The organism is Pseudomonas fluorescens group sp. PF-69 (genome assembly GCF_054481235.1).
In genome coordinates this window covers 3,006,172-3,023,756 of record NZ_JBTMNC010000001.1, presented here as the reverse complement: position 1 = coordinate 3,023,756, position 17,585 = coordinate 3,006,172, and the positions used below count along the sequence as shown (strand labels likewise).

Below are 17,585 nucleotides of genomic sequence, written 5' to 3'. Positions count from 1 at the left end.
CATTTGGCCGCGATCAATTCAGCTGCAAGGTCGAATTGAACTGGCTGATGGCGTCCACCACGTGCCGCGAGCCCTGTTGAATCTCCAGAATCACCTCCCCCGCCTCATTCGCCAGCTCTACCCCAAGCCCGGTTCGACTCAAGCTCGACTGCATGCTCGACACAGCACTCACTGACAAATCGTGGTTCTTGCGCACCACTTCGACGATTTCCACCGTCGCCTGGCTGGTGCGTGCGGCCAGGCTGCGCACTTCATCGGCCACCACCGCGAAGCCGCGTCCATGCTCGCCGGCGCGGGCCGCTTCAATGGCGGCGTTGAGGGCCAGCAGGTTGGTCTGATCGGCAATGCCGCGAATGGTCTGAACGATGGTGCCGATGATGTCGGACTGTTTGCTGACGGCATCGATGCTTACCGCCGCCTCGTTCAAGTCGCGGGAAATGTCCTGGATGATCTGCACCGTTTGCTGCACCACCTCGGACCCTTTGCGCGCGCAGGCATCGTTTTGTACCGAGGTGCTGTGGGCCGATTCCGCGGCCGTTTGCAGGGTAGTGACCTGCTCGGTGATATTGCTGGCGAACTTCACCACTTTGTACAGCCGGCCCTTGGTGTCGAACAGCGGGTTGTAGGACGCTTCCAGATAAACCATGTGGCCGAACTTGTCCTTGCGTTCGAATCGGTGCGAGTGATATTCGCCGCGATTGAGCGAGGCCCAGAACGCTCTGTAGTTGGGCGATTCACTTTCGCTGCGGTGGCAAAACAAGCTGTGATGCTGGCCGACGATTTCATCGAGCGAGTAGTGCATGGTCTTCAGGAAGTTGTCATTGGCCGTGATCACCTTGCCTTCGGGGGTGAACTCGATCACTGCCATGGAGCGCCCGATCGCCGCGAGCATGCTTTCGTCTTCGTGCTCTTTGTAAACTCTCGCCGAAATGTCGCTGGCGATTTTAATCACACTGCTCACTTGCCGATCAGGACCGTAGACCGGCATGTAGCTGGCTTCGAGCCAGATCTCCTTGCCGCTCTTGTTCAAGCGTGAAAAGGTGCCACTGATGGGCTCGCCACGGGCCAGGTCGCGCCACAACTTGGCGTACTCTTCGCTACGGTAAAACGCCTCTTCGCAAAATATCCGGTGATGCTTGCCGCGTACTTCTTCGACGCTGTAACCCATGGCGCTGCAAAAGTTTTCGTTGGCATCGAGCACAATGCCGTCCGGGGTAAATTCAATCATCGCCATCGAACGGCTGATGGCGGCCAACCTGGCATTGGCCTCGCCCAGCGCACAGCTGAAGCGTTCGATTTCCTGCAGGTCAGCCTTGTGATGTAGGTTGAACATGTTCGTACCACCTTGAGCGCGGTCTTTTGATTAATGAAAGCTGCTGATCTTTCACATCCACCACTACGTTCCACAGAACAGGTACACGCGCCCCTCCACGGGAAGGACTTGTCAGGTGATAAATGATGTTTAATCGGAGGGTCCCTTTAGTGACACTCTTATCAAGACATCCTTCTCTTGATCGCCCGGATTCGGGCCAGCCCTAACCTACTCAAAATCAAATTCCCTTTACCCGATTGCTCCATTTTGCCCAGCCTCGGTGCCTTGGAATGCGCACTCTCACGGTTGAACGCCAGTCACCCGGAGGCCACCGACATAGTTAGTTATAAGTGAGCATAGACAGCCGTTATGGCTAAGCAAGGCCACTAGTCGGCCAGTATTGAGGACAAAATCGGTTCAGCGTTGGTGTGACTGAGAAGGCATCCCAAACAGGGATCGGTGGGCAGTATCGAAGTCATGAGGCATGGCGTTGCCCGGATCGGGATCATTTCCCTTCTGTGCAACGACGCCGGGTTTTCTTGCAGATTTTCTCTTCACTGGACGAACAGCGGGAGCCCTTGGACCGGGCTCCCTGATCACGGGATCAATGACCGAAAATATCGACTTTCTTGGCCTTCTTGTCCGCACGCTTCTCGATGGCGGTTTTTGCCGGTTTTTTCTTCGCTGCTTTCTTTGAATCCATACCTTTGGACATGATGCGTACTCCACTCACACGGGATGTGAGATCAGGTATACACCTATCCTTGGGGTCGCGTTCTTTTATAATCGCCCGCTTTGCACACCGACAGTCCGGTCCCATGCCCAACACTCAGTACACCCGGCTCGATGAGCCGTTATGGCCGTTGATGAACAAGTTTTATCGCGCCCACCAATCTTCGATGAAAGCAGTCCGCGACGCGCAATTGTGGGTCGCCCGGCGTGACGAAATCGTCGGGGCATTGTGCTTGCGGCCGGTGTCCGGCGGGCATTGGCTGACGGGGTTGTTTGTCGATCCGGCCTGTCGCGGGCAAGGCATCGCCGCCGCGTTGATCGCTGCCGCGGTAAAGCAGGCCGAAAGCCCGGTCTGGTTGTTCTGCCACCCGGACTTGCGCGGCTTCTATGAGCGTCGCGGCTTTGTCTTCGATCCACAGATGCCCTACGCCATGACCGAACGCCTGAGCCGTTACGCGCGCAGCAAGCCGATGATCGCCATGGGCCTGGAACCGCTGGTCAGGACCACAGGGTAACCGGTGAGTCGGAGCGAGTGACGAAAGCGTCGAGATCACCTGTGGGAGCACGCTCGCTCCCACATGGGTCTTGTGGAGGATTCAATCGTCGGCGTTCGGATCAAGGTCCGGAAACATCACCTCGGTAAACCCGAACTTGCTGAAATCGCTGATGCGCGACGGATATAACCGGCCGATCAGGTGATCACACTCATGCTGCACCACACGCGCATGAAAACCCGAGGCGATGCGCACGATGGGCTCGCCCTTGGGATCGAAGCCTTCATAGCGGATGTGTTGATAACGATCCACGGCACCGCGCAAACCGGGCACCGACAGGCAACCTTCGAAGCCCTCTTCCAGCGTCGGACTCAGCGGCGTGATCAAGGGATTGATCAGGATCGTCTGCGGCACCGCTTCGGCATCCGGATAACGCTCGCTGTGCTCGAAGCCGAAGATCACCAGTTGCAGGTCGACGCCGATTTGCGGCGCGGCGAGACCAACACCGCCAACGCTTTCCATGGTCTGGAACATGTCGTCGATCAGTTGCCACAGTTCCGGGCTGTCGAACATCTCGGCCGGCACCGGCGGGGCAATGCGCAGCAGGCGTTCGTCGCCCATTTTCAGAATTTCACGGATCATGATCAGGCTTCGTCAGCGGTCGGTTTGAGCGAGTGATCCCGGCCCAGTCCCGACACATGGTGTTTGGGTTCAATGCCCGGGCTGTGTTCGCCGGGGACTTTTTCGCCCGGGTCCTTGCCTTCCTTGGACATGTGCTCGATCACCGCATTCATCTCGGCACCGAGCAGCAGCACCGCGGAAGAAATATAGAAATACAGCAACAACACGATGATCGCGCCGATACTGCCATACATGGCGTTGTAGTTGGCGAACTCCTTGACGTAGAAACCGAAGCCCAGGGACGCGATGATCCACACCACCACGGCCAGTACCGAGCCGGGGGTGATGAAGCGGAACTCCTGTTTGACGTCGGGCATCACGTAGTAAATCAGGGCCACGGCCACCATCAACAGAATCACGATCACCGGCCAGCGGGCGATGGTCCACAGCGTGACGATGAAGTATTCGAGGCCGACTTGCGACGCGATCCAGCTCATCACTTGTGGCCCGAGCACCATCAGCGCGGCGGCAATCAACAGCATGCCGGCGACGCCGACGGTGTAGATGATCGACAGCGGAAAACGCTTCCACGCCGGCCGGCCTTCGACCACATCGTAGGCGGCGTTCATCGCGCTCATCATCAGCCGCACGCCGGCAGAGGCCGTCCACAGGGCGATTACGATACCCACTGAAAGCAGCCCACCCTTGGACTGCTGGAGCTGGTCGATCACCGGGTTCACCTGCTCCAGGGCCTGGGGTGGCAGTACCAGTTCAGACTGCAGGCGCAGCCAGGAGAAGAAGTCCGGCAGGTGCAGGAAACCGATCAGGGCGATCAGGAACAGAATGAACGGAAACAGCGAGAACAGCATTTGATAGGCCAGTGCCGAGGCGTAGGTCGACATTTCGTCGGCGACGAACTCGGTGACCGTGCGCACCATCACACGGTGCAAGGGCAGGCCTTTCATGTCCGGGAAAATCATTAGCGTCTCCTTTCGCCGCAAACAAAATGGTGGGTTAAGTCGTGGCGACTCAAGGGCCGTTTACTGCTTCAAAATACTCTAGCTGGCGACTTTGAAACAATTTCTGGGCTCAAGTTCAGGCTGACACAAAAACGGCCATCCGCGGATGGCCGTTTCTTACCTTTATTAAAGGCTGGGTTACGCCTTGTCGATGCCTTTCTTCAGCGCATCCTTGGCTTTGCCAACGGCTTGCTGGGCTTCACCTTTCTTTTCCTGCATCACGCCTTCGGCGCGCATTTTGTCGTTACCGGTGACTTTGCCCACGCCTTGCTTGACGTTACCGGCTGCTTCGTTGGCCATGCCTTTTACTTTATCGCCAGTGCTGCTCATGGTGTTTCTCCTGTGAACATCTCGATGAAAAAGGTCGTTACACAAGGTTGACCGGGGGCGTTTGCACGGAGTTTCATTTATTTTCAGCCCGACATTTCATCGTTCAGCGCAGGTTGGGCTTTATGTTTGCCCGGCAACCCCCGAGAATGCGCAACGTATTCAGGCCATGGCGCTGAAGATCCAATCCCGTAGGAATGTTATGAAACTCGATAAAAAGCAGGCCATTGCCCGCAGAAACCAGGAACTCGGCGGTGCTGTGCTTGGCGTCAACAACTGCCACTTCACCGAATTGAACCGCAACCGCAACATCTGGTGGTTCGATATTCCGGTCGCGCGCCTGGCCATTGGTCAGTACGAGTGGATTCACCTGCTGATGCACACCCCGGATACCGACGAACTGTTGCACCTGAAAGTGCCGACGGTGTTCCTGCGCGAGAAACTCGAAGGCCTGGTGGTGCGCAATCAGGGCAAGCGCAAGGCGGCATTGAGCCTGGAACTGAGCGCCGACAAGGACTCGTACCTGCAGGACATGCGCCCGGCGGGCACCAACGTCAATTTCGCGCCGTTCCGCCAATAACCCCTCGCCACAAGAGCACTAACAAAAAGCCCCGCATCGGCGGGGCTCTTTGATTAGGCGGCGTTCTTCGCCTTGATCTTCTTCAACTCTTCATCCCGCAACTCGCGACGCAGGATCTTGCCAACGTTGGTGGTCGGCAATGCATCGCGGAACTCCACGGAACGCGGCACCTTGTAGCCGGTGACGTTGGCGCGCATGTGCTCCATCACCTGTTCCTTGGTCAGCGTCACGCCTGGCTTGGCGACGATGAAGATCTTGATCGCCTCCCCCGACTTCTCGTCCGGAATGCCGATGGCCGCGCATTGCAGCACGCCCGGCAGGGTTGCCAGTACATCTTCGAGTTCGTTCGGGTAAACGTTGAAACCGGACACCAGGATCATGTCTTTCTTGCGATCGACAATGCGCATGTAGCCATCCGGCTGGATCAGCGCGATGTCACCGGTCTTCAACCAGCCTTCGCTGTCGAGGATTTCATCGGTGGCGTCCTGACGCTGCCAGTAGCCCTTCATGACCTGCGGACCTTTCACGCACAGTTCGCCGATTTCGCCCATTGGCTGTTCAACACCGGCATCGTCGATGACTTTGCACAGGGTCGATGGCACCGGAATGCCGATGGTGCCGATCTGAATGTTCTGGATCGGGTTGACCGTCGCCACCGGGCTGGTTTCGGTCATGCCGTAACCTTCGCAGATGGCGCAACCGGTGACGGCTTTCCAGCGCTCGGCCGCCGCCAGTTGCAGGGCCATGCCGCCGGACAAGGTCACTTTCAGCGCCGAGAAGTCCAGCTTGCGGAAGCCTTCGTTATTGCACAGGGCGACGAACAGGGTGTTGAGGCCAACGAAACCGCTGAACTTCCACTTCGACAGCTCCTTGACCATCGCCGGCAAGTCGCGCGGGTTGCTGATCAGGATGTTGTGGTTGCCGATCAGCATCATCGCCATGCAGTGAAAGGTGAAGGCATAGATGTGGTACAGCGGCAGCGGTGTGATCAGGATCTCGCAGCCTTCATTGAGGTTGGAGCCCATGAGCGCCTTGCACTGCAGCATGTTCGCCACCAGGTTGCGGTGGGTCAGCATGGCGCCCTTGGCCACGCCGGTGGTACCGCCGGTGTATTGCAGCACCGCCACGTCACTGCTGGCCGGGCTGGCTTCCGCCACTGGCTGACCATGCCCCTTGCTCAATACGTCATTGAACTTGACGGCTTTTGGCAGGTGGTATGCCGGGACCATCTTCTTCACGTATTTGATGACGCTATTGATCAGCAGGCGCTTGAGCGGTGGCAGCAGGTCGGCCACTTCGGTGACGATCACGTGCTTGACGCCGGTTTTCGGCACGACGGTCTCGGCCAGGTGCGCCATGTTGGCCAGGCACACCAGCGCCTTGGCACCGGAATCGTTGAACTGGTGTTCCATTTCCCGCGCGGTGTACAGCGGGTTGGTATTGACCACGATCAAGCCCGCTCGGATGGCACCAAAGACGGCAATCGGGTATTGCAGAACGTTGGGCAGTTGCACGGCGATTCGATCGCCGGGCTGCAAATCGGTATGCTGTTGCAGGTAAGCCGCAAAGGCACCGGACAATTCGTACAGTTCACCGTACGTGATTGTCTTGCCCAGGTTGCTGAACGCCGGCTTGTTGGCGAAGCGATGGCAGGATTGCTTCAACACTGCCTGAATATTCGGGTACTCATCTGGATTGATGTCGGCAGCAACTCCAGCTGGGTACTTATCCTTCCAAAAGTCTTCGTTCATGGAAGCCCACTCCTCAGCAACGCGAATTCAGCACCGCATTTGATGCGATTATTATTGGTGTGTTTATTGGTGAGTCTGGCTTTTTACAAGGCCGAGAAGTCACAAAGCGCGCCGAGAGTAGCAGCTTTGCCAAGGGTCGACTAGAGCCAAAAGCGGCCTCTACGGTCACTTTTGTGACTCAAGAATGACAAGCGGTCATTTTAGAGCAAAAATTCTATAAAGCCCTGAAAGCCCCGAAAATCGGGGCTTAAATCAATGCAGGAGCGAGCTCGCTGGCGAAAAACTGGAGGCCGTTGCGGGGCATCTGGGTTTACGCGTCATCGTTCAAGACCCTCGCGAGCTCGCTCCTACAGGATCCGCGCAAAGCGCGGCCATTTATCGATCAAGCGATATCACGCAACTCCCGCCGCAAGATCTTGCCCACCGGTGTCATGGGCAACGATTCACGCAACACAATGTGCTTGGGCACTTTGTACGCCGTGAAGTTTTCCTTGCAGTACGCCTTCAGCTCTTCAAGGCTGACCCCCGTTTCACGGGCCACCACAAACAACTTCACCGCTTCGCCCGAGCGCTCGTCCGGCACCCCGATGACCGCGCAGTTGGCGACTTTCGGGTGGGCCATGACCACGTCTTCAATCTCGTTCGGGTACACGTTGAAACCCGAGACGATGATCATGTCCTTCTTGCGATCGACAATGCGCACAAACCCGTCCGGGTCGATCACGGCAATGTCGCCGGACTTGAACCAGCCCTCGGCATCCAGCACTTCTTCGGTGGCTTCGGGTTTCTGCCAATAGCCCTTCATGATCTGCGGGCCTTTGATGCACAGCTCGCCGCGCTCGCCCAACGGCTGCTCGACGCCTTCATCGTTGATGACCTTCAGCGTGGTGCCTGGCACCGGCAAGCCGACCGTGCCGATGCGCGACTGGTCGCCATAGGGGTTGGTGCAGGCCACCGGCGAGGTTTCCGTCAGGCCGTAGCCTTCGGTGATCCGACACCCGGTCATTTGCTCCCAGCGCTCGGCGGTGGCCTTGACCAGTGCGGTGCCGCCGGAGTTGGTGAGTTTGAGGCTGGAGAAATCCAGGGTCTTGAAATCCGGGTGATCCATCAGCGCGACAAACAGCGTGTTGAGCCCCAGCAATGCCGAGAACCGCCAGTTTTTCAGCTCCTTGATAAAGCCGCCGATGTCCCGTGGATTGGTGATCAGCACGTTGTGGTTGCCGGTCACCATCATGCACATGCAGTTCGCCGTGAAGGCATAGATGTGGTAAAGCGGCAGCGGCGCGATCATCACTTCCTGTCCTTCGCGCAGCAGCGGGTGGCCATCGACAGCGGTCTGACTGAGGCAGGCCCGCGCCTGCTGCATATTGGCCACCAGGTTACCGTGGGTCAGCATCGCGCCCTTGGCCAGGCCGGTGGTGCCACCGGTGTATTGCAGCACCGCGATGTCATCGAGGCCGGCGTTCAACGGCTTGATCCCCAGGCCCCGGCCCATGCGCAGTGCACTCTTGAAGGAAATCGCCTGGGGCAAGTGATAGGCCGGGACCATTTTCTTGACCTTGCTCACCATGGTATTGACCAGCCAACCCTTGGCGGTCGGCATCAGGTCGCCCATCTTCGCTTCGATCAGGTACTGCAGGTCGGTGTCAGGCACTACTTCCTGGACTTTGGCACCGAACATGTTCAGGTACACCAGCGCTCGGGCTCCGGAGTCCTTGAACTGATGACGCATCTCCCGCGCTGTGTACAGCGGGTTGGTGTTGACCACGATCAACCCGGCGCGCAAGGCGCCGAACACGGCGATCGGGTAATGCAGGACGTTGGGCATCTGCACCGCGATGCGATCCCCCGGCACCAGGTCGGTGTGGGCTTGCAGGTAACCGGCGAAGGCTGCGCTATAGCGTTCCAGCTCAGCGTAGGTCAGGGTGACACCCATGTTGCTGAACGCCGGGCGATCAGCAAACTTCTTGCAGGAACGTTCGAACACCTCGATCACCGACTTATAGGCGCCCGCATCAATGTCCAGGGGCACGCCGGCCGGGCGTTTGTCATTCCAGAAATCAGGTTGCATTGTTCTTGTCCTCTTTACCTGAACCTATCCGGGCCACTTTTCTGTCTCTGTCATTTCTTAAAAGCAGAAAGCGAAAAGCGGAGCTTCACGGACACTAGCAGCTATGTCGAATCAGGCAAATACGCGCACGATCGTCATAGATCGTGTGAATCTTCGTGCCATGGCGTGACCAGATCAGACGCCCGACGCAGGATGCGCTATACACTTGGGTTGCAAGCCGCACGTACCATGCCCCAGCAAAGGAAACGCCATGATCCACGACACTTTCTGGCTGACCACCAGCGATCACAGCCGTCTCTTCGTCAACCAGTGGCTACCGGCAGGCATTCCCAAGGCATTGATTTTGCTGGCTCATGGCATGGCGGAACACAGTGGGCGGTATGCGCGTCTGGCGGAAAAACTCTGTGAACAGGGTTACGGCGTGTATGCGCCGGATTTGCGCGGACATGGCAAAACTGCCGAACACGGGACCCTCGGTCATTTCGCCGATAGCGATGGCTGGAGCAAAGTGGTGGGTGATCTGGCGTGCCTCAACCAGCACATCGGCCAGCAGCATCCCGACATGCCGATTGTGCTGCTCGGTCACAGCATGGGCAGCTACATTGCCCAGGCTTATTTGCTGCATCACAGTGCCAGCCTGCACGGGGCCATTCTCAGCGGATCGAATTTCCAGCCCGTCGCGCTTTATCGCGCGGCGCGGCAAATCGCCCGGTTCGAACGCCTGCGCCAAGGCCCCAAGGGCCGCAGCGCCCTGATCGAATGGTTGTCATTCGGCTCGTTCAACAAGAAGTTCAAACCGGTGCGTACCCGGTTCGACTGGCTCAGCCGCGATCCGAAGGAAGTCGACTTGTACGCCAATGATCCGCTCTGCGGCTTCCGTTGCACCAATCAGCTGTGGATCGATTTGCTCGGCGGCTTGCAGCAAATCAGCAAAGCGTCCAATCTCGCTCAGATCGATCCGGGCCTGCCGTTGCTGGTGATTGGCGGCGAATGTGATCCGGTGAGCGAAGGCAAACGTCTGACAGATCTGGCCAACGCCTTGCGCAAGGCCGGCAGCCAGAGCCTGCAACTGACTATTTACCCGCAGGCGCGGCATGAACTGTTCAATGAAAGCAACCGCGATGAAGTGACCGCCGATGTGCTGGCCTGGATCGCCCAGGTCTTGAGCCATCGTCGTCCACACCGAGCCGAATAGTTTTTTTGTGAATTTTTTTATTCGTCACAGGAATTGAGACAGATGACCCAGGTTACCAACACCCCTTACGAAGCCCTTGAAGTCGGCCAGACCGCCAGCTTCAGCAAGACCGTCGAAGAGCGCGACATCCAGTTGTTCGCCGCGATGTCGGGCGACCACAATCCGGTACACCTGGACGCCGAATACGCCGCCAGCACCATGTTCAAGGAACGTATCGCCCACGGCATGTTCAGCGGCGCGCTGATCAGTGCGGCAGTGGCTTGCGAGTTGCCCGGGCCGGGCACGATTTATATCGGTCAACAGATGAGCTTTCAGAAGCCGGTGAAAATTGGCGACACCCTGACCGTGCGTCTGGAGATTCTCGAAAAGCTGCCGAAGTTTCGGGTGCGCATTGCCACCCGCGTGTTCAACCAGCGTGATGAGCTGGTGGTGGATGGCGAAGCGGAAATTCTGGCGCCGCGCAAACAGCAGAGCGTGACCCTGACCGAGTTGCCGGCCATCAGCATCGGCTGATCCCCCTCTAACCCGTGGCGAGGCAGCTTGCTCCCTCGCCACGGGCACAATTTAGCGCTCCCCCTCCTGCACCTGCACGCTCGCCGTCATCCCCGCACTCAGATTCAGCCCTTCGGGCACGTGGTCCAGTTTGATCCGCACCGGAATCCGTTGCGCCAGCCTGACCCAGTTGAAGGTCGGCTCCACTTCCGCCAGCAATTGACCATCAGGCGTCGTATTGCGATCGGTAATCCCGCGGCTGATGCTTTCCACATGTCCCTGCAACGCCTCCCCGGCGCTCATCAACCAGACCTTCACCGGATCGCCGATGCGAATCCGCGGCAGTTTGGTTTCTTCGAAATACGCCTGCACATAGAAGGTCGAATCGTCGATCAACGCCATGACCGATTGCCCGGCATTCACATAATTGCCTTCGGCCAGGCGCAGGTTGGTGATATGGCCATTGCGCGGCGCGTGGACCTGGCTGCGGTCCAGATTGATTTGTGCCATCTTGGCTTCGGCCTGGGCTTCACGCAGTTCGCCACGGGCAATGCCCGCGTTGATTTGCGCGTTTTCACGCAGTTCGGCGCTGATCGCTTGCGGCCCGAGACTGGCGCGACGGCTGGCTTCGCGCTCGCGCAGATTGAGTTGTTGCTGACGGGTCTGCACCACCGCCTGGGCCTTTTCCAGCGCGGCTTCGAAACGGTCACGGTCGATACTCAACAACAGGTCGCCGGCCTTCACCTGCTGGTTGTCATACGCCTTGAGTTCACGCACCCAACCCGACACGTCCGGGGAAATCACCACCACATCGGCACGGATTCGCGCGTCGCGAGTCCAGGGCGTGAGCATGTAGTACTGCCATAAATGGAACCCGGCAAAAATCGCCACCGCCACCAGACACAGGGTTACCGCGACACGTACGGAGGTACGCATATTCAACTCCTTATAAGGGACCGAGGACGAAGGTGATCACGGTCAATACACAGACGTACAAGGCGCAATCAAACAATGCTTCATGCCAGATCCAGCGGCTCACCGGGGTCAGCCGCAACAACAGGCGCAAGGCGCCGGTGACCAGCAACGCCAGTACCACATAAATCAGAAACGGGCTGAGCAGTACGCCGCCCACCGACCACTCACGCAAGCCCATCGACGTCCTCCTGCTGGCGGCACCAGGCACGCCAGCTGTTTTGCAATTGCAGCACCGCGCCCTGGGCCAGCTTCACCGCGTCATCAGGGGGCAAGGCGTACAAGGATTGCAGCAAGGCTTCGCTCGGCTCGGCCAACGCGTCGGCGCGACTGCCAGCCGGACCTTGTTGCAGGACTTTTTCCAGATGCTCCAGGTATTGCCGTTGCGGTGCGGTCAGCGGCACCTGCGCCACTGCCAGGCTCAAACGCAGGTGCAGCAATTCATCGCCGATATCCAGGCCGAGCAAGCCATCGTCCCAGCGACTGCGTGCTGGCTCCGGCAGCTCCGGATAATGCCGCGCCAATTGCAGCAAACGGTCGGCCATGCGTCCGCCGAACCAGCTCTCGGCGCCGGCCAGATTGCGCCGGGTCAGGCGTACCAGGTCGCCAAGGGTCGCGGCCAACAGGCGTCGGGCATGCCAGGTCGGGTTGCGCAGGATCAGTAAATGAAACGCCAGCACCGCCGCACCGACGCCTATCACCATGGCTTGTGCACTGTTGAAAAACCCGGCGACGTCGAACTTCATCTGATTCAACGGAGCCACCAGCACAATGAAATGCAGACAGAACGAAGTCGCCGTGGCGCCAATCTGCGGTTTGGCCATGCCCAGCGCTCCGAAAAACAATGGCACGCCCATGCCCAGACAGAGCATCGCGAAACCGCTCCATTGCGGCAGCAGAATCTGTCCGACGATAAACGCCGCCGGAAGGGCCAGGAAAATCCCGCGCATGAAACTCATGCCGATCTGCGCGCCGTTCTCGCGGCTGGCGAACAGGCTGCACACCACACACGTCAGCAATAGCGCCCCGGCCGCGGCGGGCCATGCCGTCGCCAGCCAGAAACACGAAACCACCAGAAAGGCCAGCGCGCTGCGGGCACCGAACACCAGCGCCAGGGACAGGTCACGGTGTGGGGCCAGGGATCTTGGTGGGTCGAGGGACTCACCCCCCTGCTCCACCGCTTGCAACGCGGTACCGGCTGCCAGCGCGGTGTCCATCAACAAGGTCAACCGCACCAGGCAGTAACTTTGCGCGGCGCTGATGTGCCGCGCATGGGACGCCTCCAGCAAGCGTGGACGCAAGGCTTGCAACGGCGCGGGATCGCCGCTGCCGAGCGCTTCCTGGACTTCGTGCATCCAGGACGATAATTGCGCCGTCTCCTGGGGCTCCAACGGCTTCCACTGACGACGAACCGAACGGGCGATGCGCAGCAACATCAACAACTTCTGACTCAGACCACTGATAGCCCGCGCACGTTGCCGGCCGCGACGGCCTTCGAACCAGGCGTGTTCGCGCTGGGCGTCTACCGCGACGATTCTGCCGAGGATTTCCAGCAAGTCCTTGCGCGCCTGGCCATCGCCGGCCAGGGTCGCCCGCGCGGCGTTCATTCCGCTCCGCCAGGCCGCGCGGGCCTGATCGGCCAGTTGCAGCTCGACCCGCATCGGCCAGAGCAAGGCACTGCTGGCGGTGGCACAGACAATCCCCAGGCAAATTTCCGTGCAGCGCGCCACGGCCTGATCGAACACGGTCAGCGGATGGGCAATGGCCGGCAAAGCAATGATCGCCACCGTGTACCCGGCCAGCACAAATGAATAGGACCAGGCGCTGCGCAGCAGGGTCGAACTCGCCGTACACAGGCCGAGCCACAGCGCCAGGGCCAACAGAAACAACCACGGCGTCTGGGCGAAAGCGCCCATGAACACCACCGACATAATCGTCCCGATCAACGTGCCCAGCAGCCGCGCCAGGCCCTTTTGCAGCACCATCCCGGACAATGGCTGCGCCACGATGAACGCCGTCATCAGCGCCCAGGCCGGTTGCTCCAGTCCCCAGCGCAAGGCCAGCCACAGCGCCAGGCCTCCGCCGATCAGGGTCTTGATCGCGAATTGCACAGCGCGGCGGTCAGGCGCAAATAAAGCCTGGAAAGTGATGGGCACGAAAGGGACTCTTGGAAGGACGATTTAACGATAGACGGCTTCGGTGAACACTTGAGAAACAAATTATTAGCTAGCTATCGATATCCCGTCCAGCGCTAATTCACAGGCACAAAAAAACGCCAGACTGGCTGGCGTTTTTGACAGCAAACGTACGCTTACGAACGTGCACGCGCCTGGTTACGCAAGGCTTTGACTTGATCGTGATTGCGCTGCACGCCGTGGTACTGACGCTCAACGAGGTCGCGAATGCCCACCAGATTATGCTTGTTGATTTTTTCCATGGCGTCTCGATAGGCCTTCAGCGCATGGTCTTCGCCACGCTCGGCTTCATTGAGCACCGCTTCTTCGTCCTTGCCGGTGAACATCGACTTCACGTCAACCCAGCGACGGTGCAAATCACCGCTGACACTGGTGGAGGTTTCCGGATCGCCGCCCATGGAACGAACCGCACGTTGCAGTTCGGAAGCCGCTGTGGCGCACTCTGCGGAACGTTGCACGAACAGGGTTTTGAGTTCAGGGTGTTTGATGTCTTCAGCGCAAGTCTTGAACCCTTCCTGACCGTCCTTGCTGGTTTCAATCAGGTCGTTGAGTACAGAAATCGCTTCTTTATTCATGTCAGTCATTTTTCAATTCCTTGCGGGTGGATGAAAGTTGCAATAGGTGTTGCACCTCGCATGCCAGCTATCCATCAAGCAATTACTCTATATATTTCAGTGAGTTATAAATATCAGATGAATCTGTATCCGTTTCTTTTGCATGATCTGTCATTTGGCCTGCATGCAGAATGCCTGTATTTTCCAGACTGATTGAATCCAGGATTGATTGATGAACCCTGAAAAGCTCGAACTGCTGATAACTCGCCAGATGCCCTTCGGCAAATACAAGGGTCGAATCATTGCCGACCTGCCCGGCCCCTACCTGAACTGGTTTGCCCGGGAAGGATTTCCCCACGGCGAACTGGGCGGTCTGTTGGCCCTGATGCAGGAAATCGATCACAACGGTTTGTCTGAATTGCTCGAACCCTTGCGTGCCAAACACGGCAAACCCGCGCCACGTCACTGAAATGTCCACTCATCGAGTTGCCCATGCCCGATAACACCCGCCGCGCCCGTGATGAATCCTTCTGGCGGACGTTTGCCGACCGCTACGATGTCCAGCCCGGCCCGATCAACCTGGAAAACGGTTACTTCGGACGCATGTCGCGCACGGTGATCGAGGAGTATCAGCACAACATCGAGCTGATCAACCGCAGTAACTCGGTCTACGTACGCCAGCGCTTCGAGACGAGCGACGGCCTGAAGATCCGTGCGCGGGTGGCCGGGCTGATTGATGTGCCCGCCGAAGCTGTCGCGCTTACACGCAACGCCTCGGACGGCTTGCAGTCACTGATCCGCAACTACAACCGCTTGCAGCCGGGCGACCAGGTGCTGGTATGCGATCTGGAATACGACACGGTCAAGGGCGCCATGCGCTGGCTGGCCCGTCACCGTGGCGTCGAAGTGATCGAGATCGAACATCGGCATCCCGCCAGTTTCGACAGTTTGCTGACCACCTATCGCGAAGCTTTCGAGCGTTATCCACGGCTCAAGCTGATGGCCCTGACCCACGTCACCCATCGCACGGGGCTGGTGATGCCGGTACAGGCGATTGCCGCCGCAGCCAGGGAACACGGGATCGACGTGATTCTCGATGGGGCCCATGCATTGGGCCAGTTGGCGTTCGATCTTGAGGAGCTGGGCATCGCCTTCGCGGCCTATAACCTGCACAAGTGGATCGGCGCGCCGCTGACCCTGGGCTTCCTCTACATTGCCCCTGAACGCCTGGGCGATATCGACCCGGACATGGGCGAGATGCATTTCCCGATAACCGACATTCGCGCCCGCACGCCCTACAGCACCCCGAACATCCCGGCGTTGCTGACCCTGCCGCTGGTGCTGGTGCTGGAGGAACATTGGGCCATGGGCGGCGCCGCCGCCAAGGGTGCACGGCTCAACTACCTGCGTAACCTGTGGGTTCGAGCGGCACGTGAGCTGCCGGGCATTGAAGTGCTGACACCGGATGACCCAAGGCTGTATTGCGGCATCACCTCGATGCGTTTCACCGCACACAACGATCAGCAGTCGATGGTCGAGCGGCTGCTCAACGACTACAACCTGTTCACCGTGGTGCGCAGCGGTGCGGCCTGCGGTCCCTGCATTCGCATTACGCCGGGACTGACCACCACCGCTGCCGACATGGCACAACTGATCACGGCGCTGACCGAACTGAGTTGACTCACACCGTGTACTTGTCGAAGTCCTCGGGCTTGATCTGGGATGACACTGCAAAGGTGTCGATGCCGATGGTCACCTGCCCGAAAAAGCCGTCTTCATTCGAGTCTCGACCGAGGGTGTGAACGTTCAGGGTCGAGGCTTCGCCGCCCATGCTCTGGTAGAAAAAGTCTTGATCGTTACTCAATGCAGGGATGGCGCGACCGCTGTACTCCCGGGCATTGAGCACCGAGCGCGCGGCGACCTCGGGGAAGTACAACTGACCGACCCAGGCGACGTGTCGCTCCTGCAGATAGTTGTTACCGCTGGTGATGCGAACGGCGACGTGGATATGCAAGGCACGCCCGGCATAAAACCCCGGACAGATCGTGGTGAACCGGGCGATGCCTTTCTTGTCGGTGAATTGCCCGCCGCGCAGGTAAGTGTCGTCGTCGGTTCGCGGGACCGAGCCGATGTCTCCGGCATCGACTTCCACATCCGGATTGACCTTGCTCCAGCCGGAGTATGCCCCGCGCGCATTGCAGTGCCAGATATCCACCAGCGCATCGGGAACGGGCTGGCCGGTCATGGCGTCGACTATGGCCAGCCGCAACACCAACGGGATGCCGTCGGCGCCTTCGCTGATATTGCGTCTGATCAGTTTCGGGTTGCGGAAATAGGGACCGGCTATCTGTTCCGGTGAAAGCAGGTAAACGGGTGTTGCTGAGGTGTTGTCGTCCATGACGTTCTCTCTTCCATAAGAAGAACGCAGGCTAGCACTGGCCAAAACGCGTCACGCGGTAACTATGTATCGCATGATGTCCCTGTGGGAGCGAACGGGCTCGCTCCCGCCTGTTTTTTTGCGGGCAAAAAAAACGGTGCGCCGACCAAGCGCACCGAAAAGCCGTAGAACACACAACGAGGTGTCAGGTGAAGCGGATCAGTCCAGCAGCGCCAGAGCTTCGGCGGTGCATTCCTGAATGCGGGCCCAGTCGCCGTTCTTGATCCACTCCGGATCAAGCATCCAGCTACCGCCCACGCACATGACGTTTTTCAGCGCCATGTAGCTTTTGATGTTGGCCGGACCGACACCGCCGGTCGGGCAGAATTTCACTTCGCCGAACGGGCCGCCCAGGGCCTTGATGGCCGCGACGCCGCCGCTGACTTCCGCCGGGAACAGCTTGAAGCGGCGATAGCCCAGACCGTAGCCCTCCATGATGCCCGACGCATTGCTGATGCCCGGCAACAGCGGGATCGGGCTGGCGACGCTGGCTTCCAGCAGGTCACGGGTAATGCCCGGCGTCACGATGAACTGCGAACCGGCAGCTTCCGCGGCCGCCAGCATGTGGCGATCGAGCACGGTGCCGGCACCGGTCACCAGCTCCGGACGCTGCTCACGCAGGATCTGAATGGCCTTGAGGCCGAACTGCGAACGCAGGGTCACTTCCAGCGCAGTCAGGCCGCCAGCGGCGAGCGCATCGGCCAGCGGCAGAACGTCCTGCTCACGAGCGATGGTGATCACCGGCAGAATCCGCGCCCTGGCGCAGAGGTCGTCGATCAGGGCAACTTTGTCCGCCATGGAAACGGTCGGGGATGGGTTTTTCATAGCGGCAG

Annotated in this window: 17 protein-coding genes and 2 pseudogenes; 6 read left to right on the top strand and 13 right to left on the bottom strand. The window is 59.0% G+C overall.

The features are described from left to right. Window positions 1-13 precede the first annotated feature (13 nt). A pseudogene (locus tag ACX3YF_RS14020) lies at window positions 14-430 on the bottom strand (methyl-accepting chemotaxis protein); the annotation flags it as partial. A gap of 126 nt (window positions 431-556) precedes the next feature. Beyond that, window positions 557-1,333: pseudogene (locus ACX3YF_RS14015) on the bottom strand (PAS domain-containing protein); the annotation flags it as partial. A gap of 797 nt (window positions 1,334-2,130) precedes the next feature. Between ACX3YF_RS14015 and ACX3YF_RS14010 the strand changes: the two are divergent. After that, window positions 2,131-2,559, top strand: a complete 429-nt coding sequence (locus ACX3YF_RS14010) for a GNAT family N-acetyltransferase (RefSeq protein ID WP_196587089.1) — start codon at window positions 2,131-2,133, stop codon at window positions 2,557-2,559. An 81-nt stretch (window positions 2,560-2,640) separates the two neighbouring features. Here the strand turns inward: ACX3YF_RS14010 and def are convergent, their stop codons facing one another. The 3 genes from def to ACX3YF_RS13995 all read right to left on the bottom strand — a co-directional run bounded on the left by def (window position 2,641) and on the right by ACX3YF_RS13995 (window position 4,508). After that, window positions 2,641-3,180: a peptide deformylase gene (gene def, locus ACX3YF_RS14005; protein WP_130210077.1), complete on the bottom strand. Its 540-nt coding sequence runs from the start codon at window positions 3,178-3,180 to the stop codon at window positions 2,641-2,643. A 2-nt stretch (window positions 3,181-3,182) separates the two neighbouring features. Then, window positions 3,183-4,139 carry a YihY/virulence factor BrkB family protein gene (locus ACX3YF_RS14000; protein WP_130210075.1) on the bottom strand — a complete coding sequence of 319 codons (957 nt, stop codon included), beginning with the start codon at window positions 4,137-4,139 and terminating at the stop codon, window positions 3,183-3,185. Window positions 4,140-4,316: 177 nt separating this feature from the next. Next, on the bottom strand, window positions 4,317-4,508 hold the full coding sequence (locus ACX3YF_RS13995) for a CsbD family protein (protein ID WP_090324694.1): 192 nt from the start codon (window positions 4,506-4,508) through the stop codon (window positions 4,317-4,319). A 199-nt stretch (window positions 4,509-4,707) separates the two neighbouring features. Here ACX3YF_RS13995 and ACX3YF_RS13990 point away from each other — a divergent pair, with 199 nt between their 5' ends. Then, window positions 4,708-5,085, top strand: coding sequence for a hypothetical protein (locus ACX3YF_RS13990; RefSeq protein WP_077047210.1), 378 nt, complete (start codon window positions 4,708-4,710; stop codon window positions 5,083-5,085). 53 nt (window positions 5,086-5,138) lie between these two features. On the opposite strand, the gene fadD1 is transcribed toward ACX3YF_RS13990, so the two are convergent. Together fadD1 and fadD2 are read right to left on the bottom strand one after the other, a co-directional pair. Beyond that, on the bottom strand, window positions 5,139-6,836 hold the full coding sequence (gene fadD1 / locus ACX3YF_RS13985) for a long-chain-fatty-acid--CoA ligase FadD1 (RefSeq protein WP_047532438.1): 1,698 nt from the start codon (window positions 6,834-6,836) through the stop codon (window positions 5,139-5,141). A gap of 382 nt (window positions 6,837-7,218) precedes the next feature. Next, entirely contained in the window at window positions 7,219-8,907 is a 1,689-nt protein-coding gene (fadD2, locus tag ACX3YF_RS13980) for a long-chain-fatty-acid--CoA ligase FadD2 (RefSeq protein WP_288097134.1), read from the bottom strand. Window positions 8,908-9,157: 250 nt separating this feature from the next. Between fadD2 and ACX3YF_RS13975 the strand changes: the two genes are divergently transcribed. Next, window positions 9,158-10,102: an alpha/beta hydrolase gene (locus tag ACX3YF_RS13975; RefSeq protein WP_130210071.1), complete on the top strand. Its 945-nt coding sequence runs from the start codon at window positions 9,158-9,160 to the stop codon at window positions 10,100-10,102. Between the two features lie 42 nt (window positions 10,103-10,144). Beyond that, window positions 10,145-10,615, top strand: a complete 471-nt coding sequence (locus ACX3YF_RS13970) for a MaoC family dehydratase (RefSeq protein ID WP_007974451.1) — start codon at window positions 10,145-10,147, stop codon at window positions 10,613-10,615. 51 nt (window positions 10,616-10,666) lie between these two features. Here ACX3YF_RS13970 and ACX3YF_RS13965 read toward each other — a convergent pair whose 3' ends face one another. From ACX3YF_RS13965 to ACX3YF_RS13950, 4 genes are all read right to left on the bottom strand, one after another. Beyond that, the gene (locus ACX3YF_RS13965) at window positions 10,667-11,530 is read right to left on the bottom strand and encodes an efflux RND transporter periplasmic adaptor subunit (protein ID WP_458973840.1); all 864 of its coding nucleotides are present in this window, start codon (window positions 11,528-11,530) and stop codon (window positions 10,667-10,669) included. Window positions 11,531-11,540: 10 nt separating this feature from the next. Next, window positions 11,541-11,747, bottom strand: coding sequence for a DUF1656 domain-containing protein (locus ACX3YF_RS13960; protein WP_047532442.1), 207 nt, complete (start codon window positions 11,745-11,747; stop codon window positions 11,541-11,543). Continuing rightward, window positions 11,734-13,722: an FUSC family protein gene (locus ACX3YF_RS13955; RefSeq protein ID WP_458973839.1), complete on the bottom strand. Its 1,989-nt coding sequence runs from the start codon at window positions 13,720-13,722 to the stop codon at window positions 11,734-11,736. The genes ACX3YF_RS13960 and ACX3YF_RS13955 overlap by 14 nt, the downstream gene beginning before the upstream one ends. Before the next feature lie 155 nt (window positions 13,723-13,877). Then, window positions 13,878-14,345, bottom strand: a complete 468-nt coding sequence (locus ACX3YF_RS13950; RefSeq protein WP_458973838.1) for a ferritin-like domain-containing protein — start codon at window positions 14,343-14,345, stop codon at window positions 13,878-13,880. A 202-nt stretch (window positions 14,346-14,547) separates the two neighbouring features. On the opposite strand from ACX3YF_RS13950, the gene ACX3YF_RS13945 reads away from it, so the two are divergent. Both ACX3YF_RS13945 and ACX3YF_RS13940 read left to right on the top strand, forming a co-directional pair. After that, the gene (locus tag ACX3YF_RS13945; protein WP_008056784.1) at window positions 14,548-14,784 is read left to right on the top strand and encodes a DUF3820 family protein; all 237 of its coding nucleotides are present in this window, start codon (window positions 14,548-14,550) and stop codon (window positions 14,782-14,784) included. A gap of 23 nt (window positions 14,785-14,807) precedes the next feature. Further along, entirely contained in the window at window positions 14,808-15,995 is a 1,188-nt protein-coding gene (locus ACX3YF_RS13940; RefSeq protein WP_458973837.1) for an aminotransferase class V-fold PLP-dependent enzyme, read from the top strand. A 1-nt stretch (window position 15,996) separates the two neighbouring features. On the opposite strand, the gene ACX3YF_RS13935 is transcribed toward ACX3YF_RS13940, so the two are convergent. Both ACX3YF_RS13935 and ACX3YF_RS13930 read right to left on the bottom strand, forming a co-directional pair. Then, window positions 15,997-16,713: an intradiol ring-cleavage dioxygenase gene (locus tag ACX3YF_RS13935; RefSeq protein ID WP_458973836.1), complete on the bottom strand. Its 717-nt coding sequence runs from the start codon at window positions 16,711-16,713 to the stop codon at window positions 15,997-15,999. A gap of 198 nt (window positions 16,714-16,911) precedes the next feature. Further along, a complete protein-coding gene (locus ACX3YF_RS13930; RefSeq protein WP_090464570.1) occupies window positions 16,912-17,577 on the bottom strand; it encodes a bifunctional 4-hydroxy-2-oxoglutarate aldolase/2-dehydro-3-deoxy-phosphogluconate aldolase in 666 nt (221 codons plus the stop codon). Window positions 17,578-17,585: the final 8 nt, after the last annotated feature.